Genomic DNA, 15,177 nt, shown 5'->3' on the forward strand with positions numbered 1-15,177 from the left:
GGGTGTTTTCCCACTTTTGCCTGCGTTCCCTCTGACAAGTCAGAAACTGGCGGGCATTCGCCCGGCCCCTGCAATTTCCGGCCACATAATTCGCTCGACGCGGGCGTCGCGTCGACGGTGCGCGAGAGCGCTAAGCACGACATGGTCAAACACTCAGGGCAGGGCATGCTCACGCGCTTGCGCCGCTATCACCGCCGGTTGATCTTCGGTGGCGGCGCTGTCGTTACTGCGGTGCTGGTGAGCGCATTTGTCATCGGCATGGTGTCGACGGTGCATCACCAACTGATGCGCGAGTACCGCGAGTTGTCGCACGATCTGGGAAAAATCGACCCGGCGCGAGCGAGAGAGATCGTTCAGCAGGTGCAGACGGGGCGGGCGATGGAAGAAACGCAAGAGACGCAGGAGAGCGCGTTCGCGTTGTTCGATACGTGGTTCCCAGTGCCGCATTTTGACGGCACCTTCCTGCTGGTCGACGACGCACTCACGTTGATACGGGCCGGCTCACGATTGGGGGTGGACGAAGCGGTCGTGCACCGTGTGTTGGCATCAGGTGTGGTGGCGGCCGCACAGCTTGGCGCCAACGACGCATTTCGCGCGGGCATTTTCACGATGGCCGTGCCGCTTGCGGACACCGGCTGGGTCGTCGTCTATGCGCAATCGTGGCGGCAGGCACTGAGCAACGTGCGGGTCCCGTTCGTGACGGCCTTGGCAAGCACGCTCGGCATCATCGGACTGATGTGGCTGCTGTTGGTCCTGTTCAACCGGCACGTGTTTGCCCCCATGTTCGAACGCTCGGCGAGGCTGTTCGAGGGCGAGCATCTGAGCAGCACCCTGATCGACACGGCGCCCGTGGGATTAGGGTTGATATCGCCGAGCACGGGCAAGCCGCTGCGGTGCAGCCCGAGCCTGGCGATGTGGCTGCAACAGGCGGCCGATGGTCCGGCATGGTGGATTGCCGATCTCATCGGTCGATACACGCAGCGTTCGGTGCCGGGCGGCGCCGTGTGCGAATTCACCGTGACACTCGCCCTACGGGACGGCAACGCCGTCGATCTGTCGGTGCGCGTGGCACCGGCGCGCTATCGAGGCGAAGCCGTGCTGGTGATGGCGATGACCGACGTGACCGCACGCAAGCGTCTGGAGAAAGATCTGCTGGCAGCACGCCTTGCCGCCGATGCGGCAAACGCCTCGAAGTCGGCTTTCCTCGCCGCGATGAGCCACGAAATACGCACGCCGTTGCACGCGATACTCGGCAATCTCGAGCTGCTTTCGCATTCGGCGCTCGCTCCGTTGGTGCAGGCGCGCGTGGCGACCGTGAGCACCGCGTCGGAGCAGTTGATGCACATCATTACCGACGTGCTCGATTTTTCGAAGATCGAAGCGGGGGAAATGGCGATCGAGCGCGAATGCTTCGATGTCGTGCCGCTCGTCGAGACGTCGCTCGCGCTCTTCGCACCCATGGCACACGCAAAAGGGCTGACGTTGCTCGCGCGCTTCGAGATCGACGTATCGCAGCAGATTTGGGGCGACGCCGCCCGGCTATCGCAGGTGCTGAGCAATCTGCTCGCCAACGCGGTGAAGTTCACGCAAGAAGGTAGCGTCGCCGTGCACATCGAACTTGCTGAGCAGTGGCTTGCGCTGCATGTCGAAGACACCGGCATCGGGATTTCGGAGGAAGCGCAAACCCGTGTGTTTGGTCTGTTTTCGCAGGCGGACCCGTCGATTCACCGGCAGTACGGCGGCACCGTCCTGGGGCTCGCACTGTGCCGACGGCTCGTCGACGCGATGGGCGGGAGTCTCTCGATGCACAGCAAGCTCGGCAGCGGTACGCGTTGTACCGTGAAGCTGGCGTTGGCGGACTCGGCCGTGGCGCCTCAACGGCCCGTCACCGTACCTTTCGCGGGCGAGGCCGTCGCGCTTGTGGTGCCGCGAGGTGAGTCGGACGAAAGTTTGACGTCTGAGGCCGCATCTCAACTGTCATCGCATACCACGGCCCAGTTGGAAGCGTGGGGGCTGACGGTTCTGACGTGCCGCGATGCGGCGAGTTCGAACGCTGCGATCAGCGCGCGCGTGCGGGCGGTCGTCGTGATGGGCGTGCGCGGCGCGTCGCTCGCGCGTGACGCGATGACACCCATTGCCTCCGGCGCCTGGATCATCGATTGCCACGCCGAAGGGCCTTTACAACCTGTGCAAGATGGCAGGACGGTGCACGTGTCGAGTTACTCGCCGCGGGCGCTGCTCGCGGCGTTGAAGCTCGTCCTGCACGCCGAGCACGAGCAGTGGGACGTCGGTGGGGCCGCATCGCTGCCGAGTGCGACGCCGCCCGAGGTTGCGAGAAACGTCGCCCCGCTGCGCGTGCTGATCGCCGAAGACTGCCAGGCGAACGGTGTATTGCTCGCCGAGCAATTGGCGACGCTTGGCCACAGCAGTACCTTGGTCGGCGATGGCGGCGCGGCGCTCGATGCACTCTCGCGCGCCACCTTCGATTTGGTGATTACCGATATCGGCATGCCGCACATCGACGGCTATGTGCTCGCCCGTAGTATTCGTTCGCAATGGCCGGTAATTCCGGTGGTCGCGCTCACGGCGCATGCGACTCGGGAGGAACATCGGCGATGTGAAGCTGCCGGGATGCATAAGGTGCTGACCAAACCGCTCTCGCTCGCTGGTTTGCGCACCCTGATCGAGTCGATCAAGGGCTGTGCGCAAGCGGGGGCAACGAAGCCGGCGCACCCGGCGAACCCGGCGTCGTGGTGCGCCAGCGAACTGCCGCCCCACGTCCGCGACGTGTTCTTGGCAGGCACCCGGCAGACGGTCGACGACATCCAGGCCGCATTCAACGCGGGGGATATCCGGCGCCTGCGAGAGCAACTCCATGCGGTGAAGGGCGTCCTCGGGGCGTTTTCGCAGCCTGCCCTCGCTCATCGCGCCGCAGACATCGACCAGCGCGTCAGTGAGGGCGGGGTGCCCGCACTCACGTCAGTATCGGCATTGCTTCATGAATTCGTCGGCGAAGTGCGTCGGCTGCTCGACGCAACGTCGGGTGGGGCACGCGAGTCCGACGGTCATGGGGACCACCCGGTGTAGGCGCAACCCCGTGTTTGCCAGAATGGGGCGACCGGGCGGGTCAAGTAGAATGGCGGCCATTACAAATCTTCCTCACGCACGAAGTTCATGGCCACTCTGGTTTTTATCGTCCTTGCCTACCTGATCGGCTCGGTGCCGTTCGCGGTGATCGTCAGCCGCACAATGGGCCTCGCAGACCCGCGCAGCTACGGCTCGGGCAATCCGGGCGCGACCAACGTGCTGCGCTCGGGGAATAAGAAGGCCGCCGTGCTCACGTTGCTCGGCGACGCGCTCAAGGGCTGGCTCGCCGTGTTTCTCGCCGAGCGTTTTGCCGACGCCTGGGGCGTGGGCGACTTCGGCCTGTCCGCTGTGGCACTGGCCGTGTTCATCGGCCATCTTTACCCGGTGTTCCTGCGCTTTAAAGGCGGTAAGGGCGTCGCCACGGCCGCAGGGGTGCTGATCGCCATCGACCCGATTCTCGGACTGGCGGTGGCCGCGACGTGGCTCATCATCGCCGTCTTTTTCCGCTACTCGTCGTTGGCAGCACTCGTGGCGGCCGTGTTCGCACCGCTGTACTACGTGTTCATGTTCGGCTTCGGGCCGTATGCACCTGCCGTCATCGTCATGGCAATTCTGCTGATCTATCGCCACCGTGCGAATATCGGCAAGCTGATCGCAGGCAAGGAAAGCCGCATCGGGCAGAAGAAGTAACGGCGTCGCAGGCGTCACGCTCGTCAAATAAAAAACCCGCAGCGACAACTGCGGGTTTTTTATTGGCTGAAACAACAGCGCTTCGAACGGGGCTTGCGCCGGGGCTTAGTCGCGGAAGTTGTTGAAGTCGAGCGGCGTGTCGGTCACGTCCTTGCGCAGCAGCGCGATGGCGCTTTGCAGGTCGTCGCGCTTGGCGCCCGCGATACGCACGCTGTCGCCTTGAATGCTCGCCTGCACCTTCATCTTGCTGTCCTTGATCAGGCGCACGATCTTCTTGGCCAGATCGCCTTCCACGCCCTTCTTCACCTTCACGACTTGCTTGACCTTGTCGCCGCTGATCTTCTCGACCTTGCCGTAGTCGAGAAAACGCACGTCGACGTTGCGCTTGGCCATCTTGCTGATGAGGACTTGCGTGACCTGTTCCAGCTTGAAGTTGTCGTCGGCGAACAGGGTGATCTCCTGCTCCTTGTGCTCGACACGCGAGTCCGACCCCTTGAAGTCGAAACGCGTCGAGATTTCCTTGTTGGCCTGCTCGATGGCGTTCTTGACCTCTACCATGTTGGCTTCGCTAACCACGTCAAACGATGGCATCTGGCTCTCCTGAATTACAAAGGGTTCGTGAAATGGGCGGTTCGCCCCGAGGTGCGGTGCCGTTTGGCGTGTGTGCCGGTGCCGCGCGCACGATGGCGTCGGGCAAACCGAGCAGTCCGCGGCACGGCCGGTATAATGCGCAAAATTCTTTCGCCCGACATTGTAATTCAGCCGCCCGTCTCGCATCTATCCCGTATCGCTCTACGGGGCGGGGCCGGCGGGTGAACGACATCACCACTCTTCATGCTCCAGTTGCAACGCGACGTCAGCCTGCGCGAATTCAATACCTTCGGTCTGCCCGCCACAGCCCGTTATCTCGTCACGATCGATAGCGAAGCTGCGCTCGTGGCCGCCCTTGCCATGCCGGAACTGGCGGGCTTGCCGCGTCTGGTGCTCGGCGGCGGCAGCAACGTGGTGCTCACGCGCGACTTCGACGGCGTCGTGCTGAAGATGGCGATTCGCGCACGCGAACGGCTGGCCGACGACGCCCACGCGCGCTATGTGCGCGGCGGTGCCGGCGAGGTCTGGCATGACTTCGTGGGCTGGACCCTGGAACAAGGGTGCCCGGGACTCGAAAACCTGGCGCTGATTCCCGGCACGCTGGGCGCCGCGCCTATCCAGAACATCGGGGCCTACGGGCTGGAACTGGCAGAGCGCTTCGCCTCGCTGCGCGCGCTCGACACGACGACCGGCGAGTTCGTCACGCTGGGTCGCGATGACTGCGCGTTCGGCTATCGCGATTCGCTGTTCAAGCGCGAGCCGGGGCGGTTCATCATCGTGTCGGTGACGTTGCGTCTGCCGCGCCCGTGGCAGGCGGTGACCGGCTATGCCGATGTGTCTCGCACATTCGCCGACGCCGGTATCGAGTCGCCGAGCGCCGTGCAGATCTTCGACGCCGTGGCCGACATTCGCCGCCGCAAGCTTCCCGATCCGGCAGCGCTCGGGAATGCAGGCAGCTTCTTCAAGAATCCCGTGGTCGACGCGCACACCTTCGCCGCGCTGCGCGCGCGGTTCGACCAGATTGTGGGCTACGCGCAGCCGGACGGCAGTTGGAAGGTCGCTGCGGGCTGGTTGATCGATCAGTGCGGCTGGCGCGGCAAATCGCTGGGGCATGCCGCGGTGCACGAGCGTCAGGCGTTGGTGCTGATCAATCGCGGTGGCGCGAGCGGGGCCGATATCGTCGCGCTCGCCAAGGCCGTACAGGCCAGCGTGCACGAGCGCTTCGGCATCTCGCTCGAACCCGAACCCCTCATGCTTTGATCGACGTGGCGTCGGGCAGCCGCTGGAGATAGTCGCGGCGCAGGTCGACCGTCGAGCGCATCCCTACATCGTTGTAGTGTTCGTCGAGCCAGCGGGCGGCCGCCTCACGGCCCCGGTCGCGCAGGGTCGTCAGGAAGTGCCAGTCGGTCACGAACTTCGTCGACGACGAGAGATCGTAAAGCTCCTTGTCGGCGCGAATCGAGTGGATCAGCGGGTACTTCAGTCGCTTGCGGAATTCCGGCTTGAGCCAGCCTTCGTCGAGCAACTTGTGCACGAAGGAGATGGCACGGAATTCGCGCTGTAGCGACGCATTGAAGGTGATCTCGTTCACCCGGTTCATGATCTGTCCCGGCAGCACAGGCTTCTCTTTGCGCTCGATCGGGTTGATGTGCACGATCAGAATGTCGCTCGTGAGCGTCTCGTAATAGAACGGGTAGAGCGGCGGGTTGCCGAGATAGCCCCCATCCCAGTAAAAATCGTCATCGATCTTCACCGGCTTGAAGAGCCACGGCAGGCAGGCGGACGCCATCGCCACGTCGAGCGTGATTTCATGCGTGCGGAAGATACGGATATTGCCCGTGCGGATGTTCGTCGCCGAGACGAACAGACGGGTGGCCGTGCTCTCGCGCAGGCGATCGAAGTCCACCTGCGCTTCGAGCACCGTGCGCAGCGGGTTGATTTCGGCGGTGGGCTGCGAGAAGGGCATCATCCACTGCTGCATGCTCTGCATCCAGTCGTGCCACACCGGGTATTCGGTCGGCCGGCCGTTGAGCCAACTGAAGACGGTTTGCGCCCATGCCGTGGCGGAGGATCCCGCCTGCGAAACGCCAAGCCAGAAGCTGTGCAGCGATTCGCGCGCTTTCTCGCGTGGGTCCACACCGGGGCGGTCCAGCAGACCGTGCGCGAGTACCAACGCGTTCATCGTGCCTGCCGAGGCACCGCTGATGCCCTCGAACTCGAGACGCCCGTCTTCGAGCAATTTATCCAGTACGCCCCAAGTGTAGGCGCCATGCGCGCCGCCGCCTTGCAGGCCGAGGTCGATGCCTTTCTTTTTGGCACTGCCGCGACGGCTGCGCGTCGGGCGGGTGGTTTTGGCCTTGCTGCCCGTTGCCGCAGCAGATTCGTTGGCTGAGCCGGTGCCGCCCTTCGTGTGGACGCGATCGTCGGCCGTCGCCGGATCGGCCTTGCGGGTTCTCGCCCTGACGGGTTTCGCCGGTTTGCCAGATTTCGTCAGCCCGTCGGGCGGCAGCAACGGCACGTCGGTGGGTTCAAGATCGGATGCGTTGCCGTTCGCATGCGTGGCGGCGGCAGAGGTGGCGGGCGTGGTGTCGGGCGTGGGCCCGGTAGCACCCGTGGATGCGATTGGGAGGTTCGGGCCTGACGTGGCCGCAGAAGGGGTGTTGCCGGCAGCGTCGTCGGCAGATTCGGGGGGCAGACGCGACATAGTGAGTAGCGGCGCCGGGCCGCGCTGAACCGGCCGAGAGGGCAACCGCACGTATCAAGCCGTGCGGTTGCGATGCTGGCCGACGGTTAGCCGTAGTGGCAAACGTAATCGAGCGTCTCGACGACCTCGATATCGAACTTGCTGTTGCCCGGCACGGAGAACTGCTCACCGGCGGCGTATTCCTGCCACTCGGTTTGACCGGCCAGACGAATGCGGCAACGGCCGCCTGTCACTTCCATAATTTCCGGTGCATCGGTGCCGAAAGCCAGTGTGGCGGGGAAGATCACGCCGAGCGTCTTGCGGGTGCCGTCCGGGAACAGCACGGTGTGCGAGACGCACTTGCCGTCGAAATAGGTGTTAGCGCGCTTGATTACGGAAACGTTGTCGAACTGCGTTGCGTTTTGCGTCATGACCGGATGCGATTTGGATCGGAAAGTCGAATGTCCTGCTGCTCGGAAATTGTGGTTCCAGCGGGCAGGTGTGAATTCATGCTAGCACGTTTCATGCGTCGACCCGGGTGACATTTGTGCGATGCACAACGGAATTTGCACCTAGATGGTGCAAATTCCGAAATGTTCTGACGGGTGACGCGCTCTAGACCGTGTGGCTATGAAGGCTTGCTTACTACGATGTGCTACTGAGACGGGCGAGGGCCTTAGACCTTGCCGAGCATCAGGTACTCCATGAGTGCCTTTTGCACGTGCAGACGGTTCTCGGCCTCATCCCAGACCACGCTTTGCGGGCCGTCGATGACGTCCGCCGACACTTCCTCGCCACGGTGGGCGGGCAGGCAGTGCATGAAGAGCGCGTCGGTTTTGGCTTGTTTCATCAGGTCGGCATTCACGCACCATTGCGCAAATGCGGCCTTACGGGCTTCGTTCTCGGCCTCGTAACCCATGCTGGTCCACACGTCGGTCGAGACCAGGTCGGCGCCTTCGCAGGCTTCGCGCGGATCGTCGAATTCACGCACGAACGGGCGGCTCGATTCGGCCACCATCGCCTGATCGAGGCGGTAGCCCGGCGGGGTCGAAATATTCACTTGGAAGCCGAAGATCTCGGCGGCCTGAATCCACGTGTACGACATGTTGTTGGCGTCGCCGATCCACGTGACGGTCTTGCCCTTGATCGGGCCGCGATGCTCGTAGTACGTGAAGATGTCCGCAAGTACCTGACACGGGTGGTACTCGTTGGTCAGGCCGTTGATCACGGGTACGCGCGAATGCTGCGCGAAGCGCTCGATGATCTCCTGACCGAACGTGCGGATCATGATGATGTCGGTCATGCGCGAGATGACCTGGGCGGCGTCTTCGATCGGCTCGCCTCGGCCAAGTTGCGTGTCGCGCGTATTCAGGAACACGGCGTGGCCACCCAATTGGTGAATGCCGGCTTCGAACGACAGGCGGGTACGCGTCGAGCTCTTCTCGAAGATCATCGCCAGCGTGCGGTCGTGCAGCGGGTGATACGTCTCGTAGTTCTTGAATTTTTTCTTGAGGATACGGGTGCGCTCGAGGACGTAGTCGTACTCATCGAGTGTCAGATCCGAAAATTGAAGGTAATGCTTGATGGGTTTGGCGGTGGTCATTTGGATGTTCTGCAGGAGGCCGAGAATCGGGGGATCACAAGATCGGGAAACCCGGCGGGAACTCGCCCGCTGTCGGCGCGACGAACAAGCCTTAAGGCCCGCTCCCCCACTTGGAGGAGCAGACCCCTAGTCTACCAAATCGTTTTGTCGTCACACGAAAAGCGTATGATCGACACCGCTGCGGCACAGCCCGGAAGGGCTGGCAAGACCGAAAAAAACATTTGCGGCAACGGTGGGGAGACAGGTTTGAGTCTTATATAAGATATAATACTGGCTCTGTCAGCAACGCTACCCGCGTATGGCTGTCCAGGTGTTTTTTGAGGTGATTGAGCGATATGACCGACCAGGTTTCCGCGCGCGAGTATTTCATCCAGGGTCTGACCCGGGGTGGCAAGAAGTTCCGTCCGAGTGACTGGGCGGAACGTCTGTGCGGCGCCGTGTCGTTCTGTGGCCGGGGTACCGGTCCGAACGCATACATGCAGTACTCCCCCTATGTGCGCCCGATTATGGTGGGTGACGTCAAATGCGTCGTCGTCGACGAGCGGTTGCGCGAAATCGAACCCATGGCGTTCGATTTCGTCATGAACTTCGCCCGTGACAACGATCTGCAACTGACCGAAGCCTGCTTCGTTCCCGACGTAAAGTAACTCCCTTCCGACGTAACCCCCGCTAGTCCCCCTTGGCCGATGTCGTCGGCCAGACGTGAGTGCCGGGCCTTTGGCCCTACTCACCGTCGATCATCACCTTCCCGTTTTTATTGGTTCCCGAGCGATCTCATTCGTGTGCTGTGCTTTGGCGCTCCGTCGGCCTGACATGGCGTGTTCTACGTGGCGCGTGACGTACGCTGATGCCGATGCAGCGTTCTCGGGAGGAGGGCGGCTTGCTACGCGCTCGGCGCGCCGCCCAATAGAAAAAAGCCCGCATAAAGCGGGCTTTTTAGTGTCCCGACCGTAGTCGGAACCGGCAAGCAACTTGTAGTGCTTCGCTACCTTAGGCAGCAGCCGACATCGCCTTGATGGCGGCCGACAGGCGGCTCTTTTGGCGAGCAGCGGTGTTCTTGTGAACGATCTTCTTGTCAGCGATGATGTCGATCGTCTTTGCCGAAGTGCGCAGCACTTCCTTGGCAGCAGCCTGATCGCCAGCAGCGATGGCCTTACGGACAGCCTTAACAGCCGTACGCAGACGCGAACGCAGCGCCGAGTTGTGAGCGTTGATCTTAACGGTTTGACGCGCGCGCTTGCGTGCTTGTGCGGTATTTGCCATGTTCGGTGAATTCCTTGAATTGCTCCGCCTGATGCGGCTTTCTATGCAGTTTGGCTCGGCTCCCTGGGAGACACGGTGGCCAGGAAGCAATCCATTGACTTCGAAACCGTCGATTATAGCCGAAGGCCAACGGAAATTGCAACGTATTTGCTGCATTGCTGTGCGTATAATACGCGCAACATGAATTTGCTAAAAGCTCTCGCTACGGTCAGCGGCTTTACGATGCTCTCGCGCATCACCGGTCTGATCCGTGAAATTCTCATTGCGCGCATGTTCGGGGCCGGTCCAATGACCGACGCCTACAACGTGGCGTTCCGTATTCCCAACCTGCTACGGCGCCTGTCCGCAGAAGGCGCGTTTTCGCAAGCATTCGTGCCAATTCTGGCCGAATTCAAAACACAGCGAAGCGCCGAAGAGACCAAAACACTGGTCGATTCCGTCACGACAGTGCTCTTTTGGGTGTTGCTCGCGATCACGATTGCCGGGGTGCTCGGCGCGTCCGGTGTGGTCTACGCGGTCGCTACGGGTTTGTCGCACGACAACGGTACTTTCGACGCCGCCGTCTTCATGACACGCGTCATGTTCCCGTACATCACCCTGATCTCGATCACGACGCTCGCCGCCGGTGTGCTCAATACGTGGCGTCAGTTCTCGGTGCCCGCGTTCGCGCCCGCGCTGCTCAACATCAGCTCGATCGTCGCGTCGCTGTGGGTCGCCCCCCACCTTGAGACGCCCGTCTACGCCCTGGCTTATGCCGTGATCGCCGGGGGGATCCTGCAATTGCTGATTCAGCTTCCCGCGCTCGCACGCATCGGCATGCTCCCGCGCATCACCATCAATATCGTGGCCGCCTTGCGCAACCCTGGCGTGAAACGGGTCCTCGCGAAGATGGTGCCCGCCACATTGGCGGTGTCGGTCGCCCAGGTGAGCCTGATCATCAATACGAATATTGCGTCGCGGCTTGCCCAAGGCAGTGTGTCGTGGCTGGCCTACGCCGACCGGCTGATGGAGTTTCCGACGGCCTTGCTCGGCGTGGCGTTGGGCACGATTCTTCTGCCGAGCCTGTCTCGCGCGCACGCCGATGGCGACGGCACCGAATATTCGGCATTGCTCGACTGGGGGCTGCGCCTGACCTTCTTGTTGGCGATGCCCAGCGCCGTCGGGCTGTTCGTCTACGCGGAGCCACTTACCGCCACGCTGTATCAATATGGCCGGTTCGATGCGAACGACGTCGTGATGACCGCCCATGCCCTGACCGCCTACGGCGTCGGGCTGGTTGGCCTGATCCTAATCAAGATTCTGGCGCCAGGCTTCTATGCCAAGCAAGACATCAAAACGCCGGTGAAGATTGCCATCGTGGTATTGATTGCCACACAGTTGTCGAATCTGTTGTTTGTGCGCTGGTTTGCGCACGCGGGCTTGTCGCTTTCGATCGGCGTGGGCGCCTGTATGAATGCGGCGCTGCTCTTTGCAGGGCTTTATAAGCGGGGAATTTACCGTCCTGCTCCCGGCTGGAAGCTTTTCTTCGTTCAGTTGCTGGCCGCGTGCCTGATTCTCGCCGGGGTGCTGCTGTGGTTCACCCAGAGTTTCGACTGGGTGGCCTTGGGGGCGCGACCGCTGGCACGTATCGCGCTGCTGGGGGCGAGTCTGGTGCTATGCGCCGTGGTGTATTTCGGCGCATTATTCCTCATGGGTTTCAATTTCTCGTTCTTCCGCCGTCGCACGAACTGACGCGGCAGAACCCACGGGTGCCGCATGGCGAATCGCTTTCTCGAGTACTTTGCAGCACTGGTGGCGTCCGATGACGGTCTGCCGCTCACCGAGGCGGCGATCGCCATCGCGCAGGACGTCTACCCCGATCTCGACGTGCAGGACACGCTCACGCAAATCGACGCGTTCGCAGCGCGCCTGTCCAAACGCTTGCCGCAGGACGCCGGGCCATTGCAAAAGCTGCAATTGCTCGATCACTTCTTCTTCCGCGAACTCGGCTTCTCCGCCAATCAGAACGACTACTACGATCCCGACAACAGCCATCTGCATATCGTGCTGGATCGGCGTCGCGGCATCCCGATTTCGCTGGCCGTACTGTGCATGGAGATCGGTCATCAGATCGGGCTGCCGTTGCGAGGGCTGTCCTTCCCCGGACACTTTCTGTTGCGGCTGGCCGTACCAGCGGGCGACGTCGTGATCGATCCGCTTTCCGGCAATTCGCTCTCGCCGCAACGGCTGCTTGAAATGGTTGAGCCCTATCTCAAGCACTATCGCGACGAGAGTGCCGAGCCGATTCAGGAACTGGCCTTATGGGCGCTGTTGCATCCATTTTTAGAGCCGGCGACACCACGTGAAATCCTTGCCCGAATGCTCCGCAACTTGCGCGCGATTTATACGCAAAACGAGCGCTGGGAGCGGTTGCTTGCGGTGCAAGAGCGGATGGTGCTGGTGCTGCCGGATCAGCCGATCGAGCAGCGTGATCGCGGATTGGCCTATGCGAGGCTCAATCTCGTGCGCCCTGCGCAAGACGACCTTGAGTTTTATCTGAGCAAACGCCCTGATGCCGAAGACGCCGACGCCATCCGGCAAGTGCTCGACGATCTGAGTCGTCGGCCCGGAAGTCACGGATAAGCGTGGGGCTTGGTGCGCATGCCGCCGGCGTACTGACCGCGTGGTCCACACAACAAAACGCCAGCCGATGAGGCTGGCGTTTGTCTTTCCCGAGCATGCGATTACGCCGATTGCGCGGCCAATTCTTCCACCCTGCGTCGCAGCCCTGGCTTGTAGCCGAAGTAGAAAAACACTTCTGCCATCAGGAACATCGGGGCGATAAAGATTTGGAAGAGGTTGTCGAGTAATGCGGGCTTGCGCCCCTCGAAGTGATGTCCGATCAACTGAATGATCCAGCCCCCAATGAAGAGCACACCGAATGCGGCCAGCGCCCACGGCCATGGCAGCCGTGCCAGATGTTGGGTCACCGCGAGCATGACGGCGAAAAACGCAGTCATGGCAAGGGCTAGGGGCACGTCGAGCAGGAAGTAGTACATCAGCAGCACCAGCACGATCACATGCGTCGCGTTCAGTCCGCTCGGTCCAAGCGGTATCCACGAGAACGCCTGCATCACCGCGAGGATGATCATGGGAACGCCGAAGAAATGGGTGAGACGATTCTTGGGACTGCGGTGATAGCGCTGATAAAACGACATCTGTTGCGCCAGTGATTTCATGCCAGCCTCCTGCCTCGGGGGACGGGGGGAACACGCGGGGCCGGCGACTCACCGGCATCGGAGCAGGCCGCAAACTGCGGCCCGGCTTTCATTGTAGTCATACTCGGCACGGCAAATTGCTGCGATGCGGCAAAGTGTCTCGACGCAATTCGCCAACAGCCTATTGATCCGATTCAGCCTATTTGGGCTGCATGCGAATCGCGCCATCTAGCCTGATGACTTCGCCGTTGAGCATGGGGTTGCGCACGATTTGCTCGACGAGCATCGCGTATTCCGACGGCTTACCCAAACGCGGCGGAAACGGCACCATTTGCCCGAGCGACGCCTGCACTTCGGCCGGCATGGCCAGCATCATCGGTGTTTCAAAGATGCCCGGTGCGATGGTCATCACGCGGATGCCGCTACGCGACAAATCGCGCGCGACCGGTAGCGTCAGACTTGCCACGCCGCCTTTGGACGCTGCATAAGCCGCTTGTCCCATCTGACCGTCGTACGCGGCGACGGATGCCGTGTTGACGATCACCCCGCGCTCGCCTTCGCCGTTGGGTTCGCTTTGACTCATGGCCGTGGCGGCCAGACGGATCATATTGAAGGTGCCGATCAGATTGATCTGGATAACACGCGAGAAGGCGTCGAGCGGATGCGGACCGTCGCGGCCGACGGTTTTACTGCCGATGGCGATGCCTGCGCAATTGACGAGGCCACGCAAGGTGCCGAGGGTCTGCGCGGCGGCCACGGCCGACTTGCCATCGTCTTCACGGGTGACATCGCATTTCACGAATTTACCGCCGAGCTTTTCGGCGAGCGCCTCGCCTTCGTCGACATTGACGTCAGCCAGCGTGACCTTCGCGCCCAAGCCGGCTAGCCAGCGTGCTGCGGCGGCACCGAGCCCCGAGGCGCCACCGGTGATCAGAAACACATTGCCCTGAATTTCCATGCGTCATCCTCCTGAGGCAAAAAAGGCGGCCCAGTTTTCACTGGCCGCCTTTTTCTATTGCGTCATTTGCGCCGAACGTCAACCGGGAAGGGTGATGAGCGGCACATGATCGCGCTTACTTCAGTGCGTCGAACACGCGTGCGCGGATTTCGTCCACGCTGCCCTGGCCCGAGATCTTGCGATACTGCGGAGCCTCGACAATCGCGCCCGGGCTGCCGTGCTTGGCCCAGTCCGAGTAATAGGCCACCAGCGGCTTCGTCTGCGATTCGTACACGGCCAGACGCTTCTTGACCGTTTCTTCCTTGTCGTCGTCGCGCTGTACCAGCGGTTCGCCGGTCACGTCGTCATGACCTTCGACCTTGGGCGGATTGAACTTGACGTGGTACGTGCGGCCCGATGCCGGGTGCGTACGACGACCGCTCATGCGCGTGATGATTTCGTCGAACGGCACGTCGATCTCGAGCACGAAGTCGATAGCGACGCCGGCTTCCTTCATCGCTTCGGCTTGCGCGATGGTGCGCGGGAAGCCGTCGAAGAGGTAGCCGTTCTTGCAATCGTCGGCGGTCAGGCGTTCGCGGACCATGCCGATGATCACGCCGTCCGGCACGAGATCGCCTGCGTCCATGTAGCGCTTGGCTTCAAGACCGAGTTGGGTGCCTTCCTTGATCGCGGCGCGCAGCATGTCGCCGGTCGAGATTTGCGGGATGCCGAATTTTTCTTTGATGAACGTTGCTTGGGTGCCCTTACCGGCCCCGGGTGCCCCCAACAAAATCAGACGCATCGATGACTCCTGAAAGTTTGTGATTTGTGAATGCTGTGCGTGCGGCAGGCAGTATCGACTCCGGTTTTTGCGTGGGCGTGCGGGGCGTTGACCGGCACGCGACACGGCGCGCAGGCGTCGCGCTCGGCTGGGGCGCGGCGCGCGCGACCGGAGGTCTGCTCGCGAGAATCAGAGCGATTATGCCACGACGTGCCCGCCCGTCGGCGTTTTGCGGGAGTGTGCGGCGCATGTCAGTGCAAAATCCGAGACATTCGCCACAACACTCACCGACACGAGCGCCGGCACCAAAACTGGGATCGGCGTTTGGCCGACCGCCGCACCGAA

Annotated in this window: 14 protein-coding genes; 6 read left to right on the forward strand and 8 right to left on the reverse strand. The window is 62.0% G+C overall.

Annotation, left to right across the window (positions count from 1 at the left end; genetic code table 11):
- Nucleotides 1-141: 141 nt before the first annotated feature.
- Both ACPWR9_RS18925 and plsY read left to right on the forward strand, forming a co-directional pair.
- Nucleotides 142-3,087, forward strand: coding sequence for an ATP-binding protein (locus tag ACPWR9_RS18925; RefSeq protein ID WP_426330959.1), 2,946 nt, complete (start codon nt 142-144; stop codon nt 3,085-3,087).
- Nucleotides 3,088-3,174: 87 nt separating this feature from the next.
- Entirely contained in the window at nt 3,175-3,777 is a 603-nt protein-coding gene (gene plsY / locus ACPWR9_RS18930) for a glycerol-3-phosphate 1-O-acyltransferase PlsY (protein WP_426330958.1), read from the forward strand.
- A 105-nt stretch (nt 3,778-3,882) separates the two neighbouring features.
- On the opposite strand, the gene ACPWR9_RS18935 is transcribed toward plsY, so the two are convergent.
- Nucleotides 3,883-4,368: a YajQ family cyclic di-GMP-binding protein gene (locus ACPWR9_RS18935; RefSeq protein ID WP_426330957.1), complete on the reverse strand. Its 486-nt coding sequence runs from the start codon at nt 4,366-4,368 to the stop codon at nt 3,883-3,885.
- A 243-nt stretch (nt 4,369-4,611) separates the two neighbouring features.
- Here ACPWR9_RS18935 and murB point away from each other — a divergent pair, with 243 nt between their 5' ends.
- On the forward strand, nt 4,612-5,628 hold the full coding sequence (murB, locus tag ACPWR9_RS18940; RefSeq protein ID WP_426330955.1) for a UDP-N-acetylmuramate dehydrogenase: 1,017 nt from the start codon (nt 4,612-4,614) through the stop codon (nt 5,626-5,628).
- Here the strand turns inward: murB and ACPWR9_RS18945 are convergent.
- The 3 genes from ACPWR9_RS18945 to argF all read right to left on the reverse strand — a co-directional run bounded on the left by ACPWR9_RS18945 (nt 5,618) and on the right by argF (nt 8,654).
- A complete protein-coding gene (locus ACPWR9_RS18945) occupies nt 5,618-7,072 on the reverse strand; it encodes a patatin-like phospholipase family protein (protein ID WP_426330954.1) in 1,455 nt (484 codons plus the stop codon). The two genes, murB and ACPWR9_RS18945, sit on opposite strands and share 11 nt — an antisense overlap.
- Before the next feature lie 86 nt (nt 7,073-7,158).
- Nucleotides 7,159-7,482 (reverse strand): pyrimidine/purine nucleoside phosphorylase, encoded by a 324-nt coding sequence (locus ACPWR9_RS18950; RefSeq protein ID WP_058375832.1) that lies wholly within the window; start codon nt 7,480-7,482, stop codon nt 7,159-7,161.
- Nucleotides 7,483-7,727: 245 nt separating this feature from the next.
- Nucleotides 7,728-8,654 carry an ornithine carbamoyltransferase gene (gene argF, locus ACPWR9_RS18955; RefSeq protein ID WP_426330952.1) on the reverse strand — a complete coding sequence of 309 codons (927 nt, stop codon included), beginning with the start codon at nt 8,652-8,654 and terminating at the stop codon, nt 7,728-7,730.
- A gap of 335 nt (nt 8,655-8,989) precedes the next feature.
- Between argF and ACPWR9_RS18960 the strand changes: the two genes are divergently transcribed.
- Nucleotides 8,990-9,301 carry a DUF3579 domain-containing protein gene (locus ACPWR9_RS18960; protein WP_150680627.1) on the forward strand — a complete coding sequence of 104 codons (312 nt, stop codon included), beginning with the start codon at nt 8,990-8,992 and terminating at the stop codon, nt 9,299-9,301.
- 343 nt (nt 9,302-9,644) lie between these two features.
- Here ACPWR9_RS18960 and rpsT read toward each other — a convergent pair whose 3' ends face one another.
- Nucleotides 9,645-9,917: a 30S ribosomal protein S20 gene (gene rpsT, locus ACPWR9_RS18965; protein ID WP_039367301.1), complete on the reverse strand. Its 273-nt coding sequence runs from the start codon at nt 9,915-9,917 to the stop codon at nt 9,645-9,647.
- A gap of 135 nt (nt 9,918-10,052) precedes the next feature.
- Between rpsT and murJ the strand changes: the two genes are divergently transcribed.
- A complete protein-coding gene (gene murJ, locus ACPWR9_RS18970; RefSeq protein ID WP_426331109.1) occupies nt 10,053-11,648 on the forward strand; it encodes a murein biosynthesis integral membrane protein MurJ in 1,596 nt (531 codons plus the stop codon).
- 24 nt (nt 11,649-11,672) lie between these two features.
- Entirely contained in the window at nt 11,673-12,539 is an 867-nt protein-coding gene (locus tag ACPWR9_RS18975) for a SirB1 family protein (protein ID WP_426330951.1), read from the forward strand.
- Nucleotides 12,540-12,640: 101 nt separating this feature from the next.
- On the opposite strand, the gene ACPWR9_RS18980 is transcribed toward ACPWR9_RS18975, so the two are convergent.
- The 3 genes from ACPWR9_RS18980 to adk all read right to left on the reverse strand — a co-directional run bounded on the left by ACPWR9_RS18980 (nt 12,641) and on the right by adk (nt 14,853).
- On the reverse strand, nt 12,641-13,135 hold the full coding sequence (locus tag ACPWR9_RS18980; protein WP_426330950.1) for a DUF962 domain-containing protein: 495 nt from the start codon (nt 13,133-13,135) through the stop codon (nt 12,641-12,643).
- Nucleotides 13,136-13,313: 178 nt separating this feature from the next.
- Nucleotides 13,314-14,072, reverse strand: coding sequence for a 3-hydroxyacyl-CoA dehydrogenase (locus ACPWR9_RS18985; RefSeq protein ID WP_426330949.1), 759 nt, complete (start codon nt 14,070-14,072; stop codon nt 13,314-13,316).
- 115 nt (nt 14,073-14,187) lie between these two features.
- On the reverse strand, nt 14,188-14,853 hold the full coding sequence (gene adk / locus ACPWR9_RS18990) for an adenylate kinase (protein ID WP_426330948.1): 666 nt from the start codon (nt 14,851-14,853) through the stop codon (nt 14,188-14,190).
- Nucleotides 14,854-15,177 lie beyond the last annotated feature (324 nt).

The organism is Pandoraea pneumonica, from assembly GCF_049918595.1.
GTDB lineage: Bacteria > Pseudomonadota > Gammaproteobacteria > Burkholderiales > Burkholderiaceae > Pandoraea > Pandoraea pneumonica_A.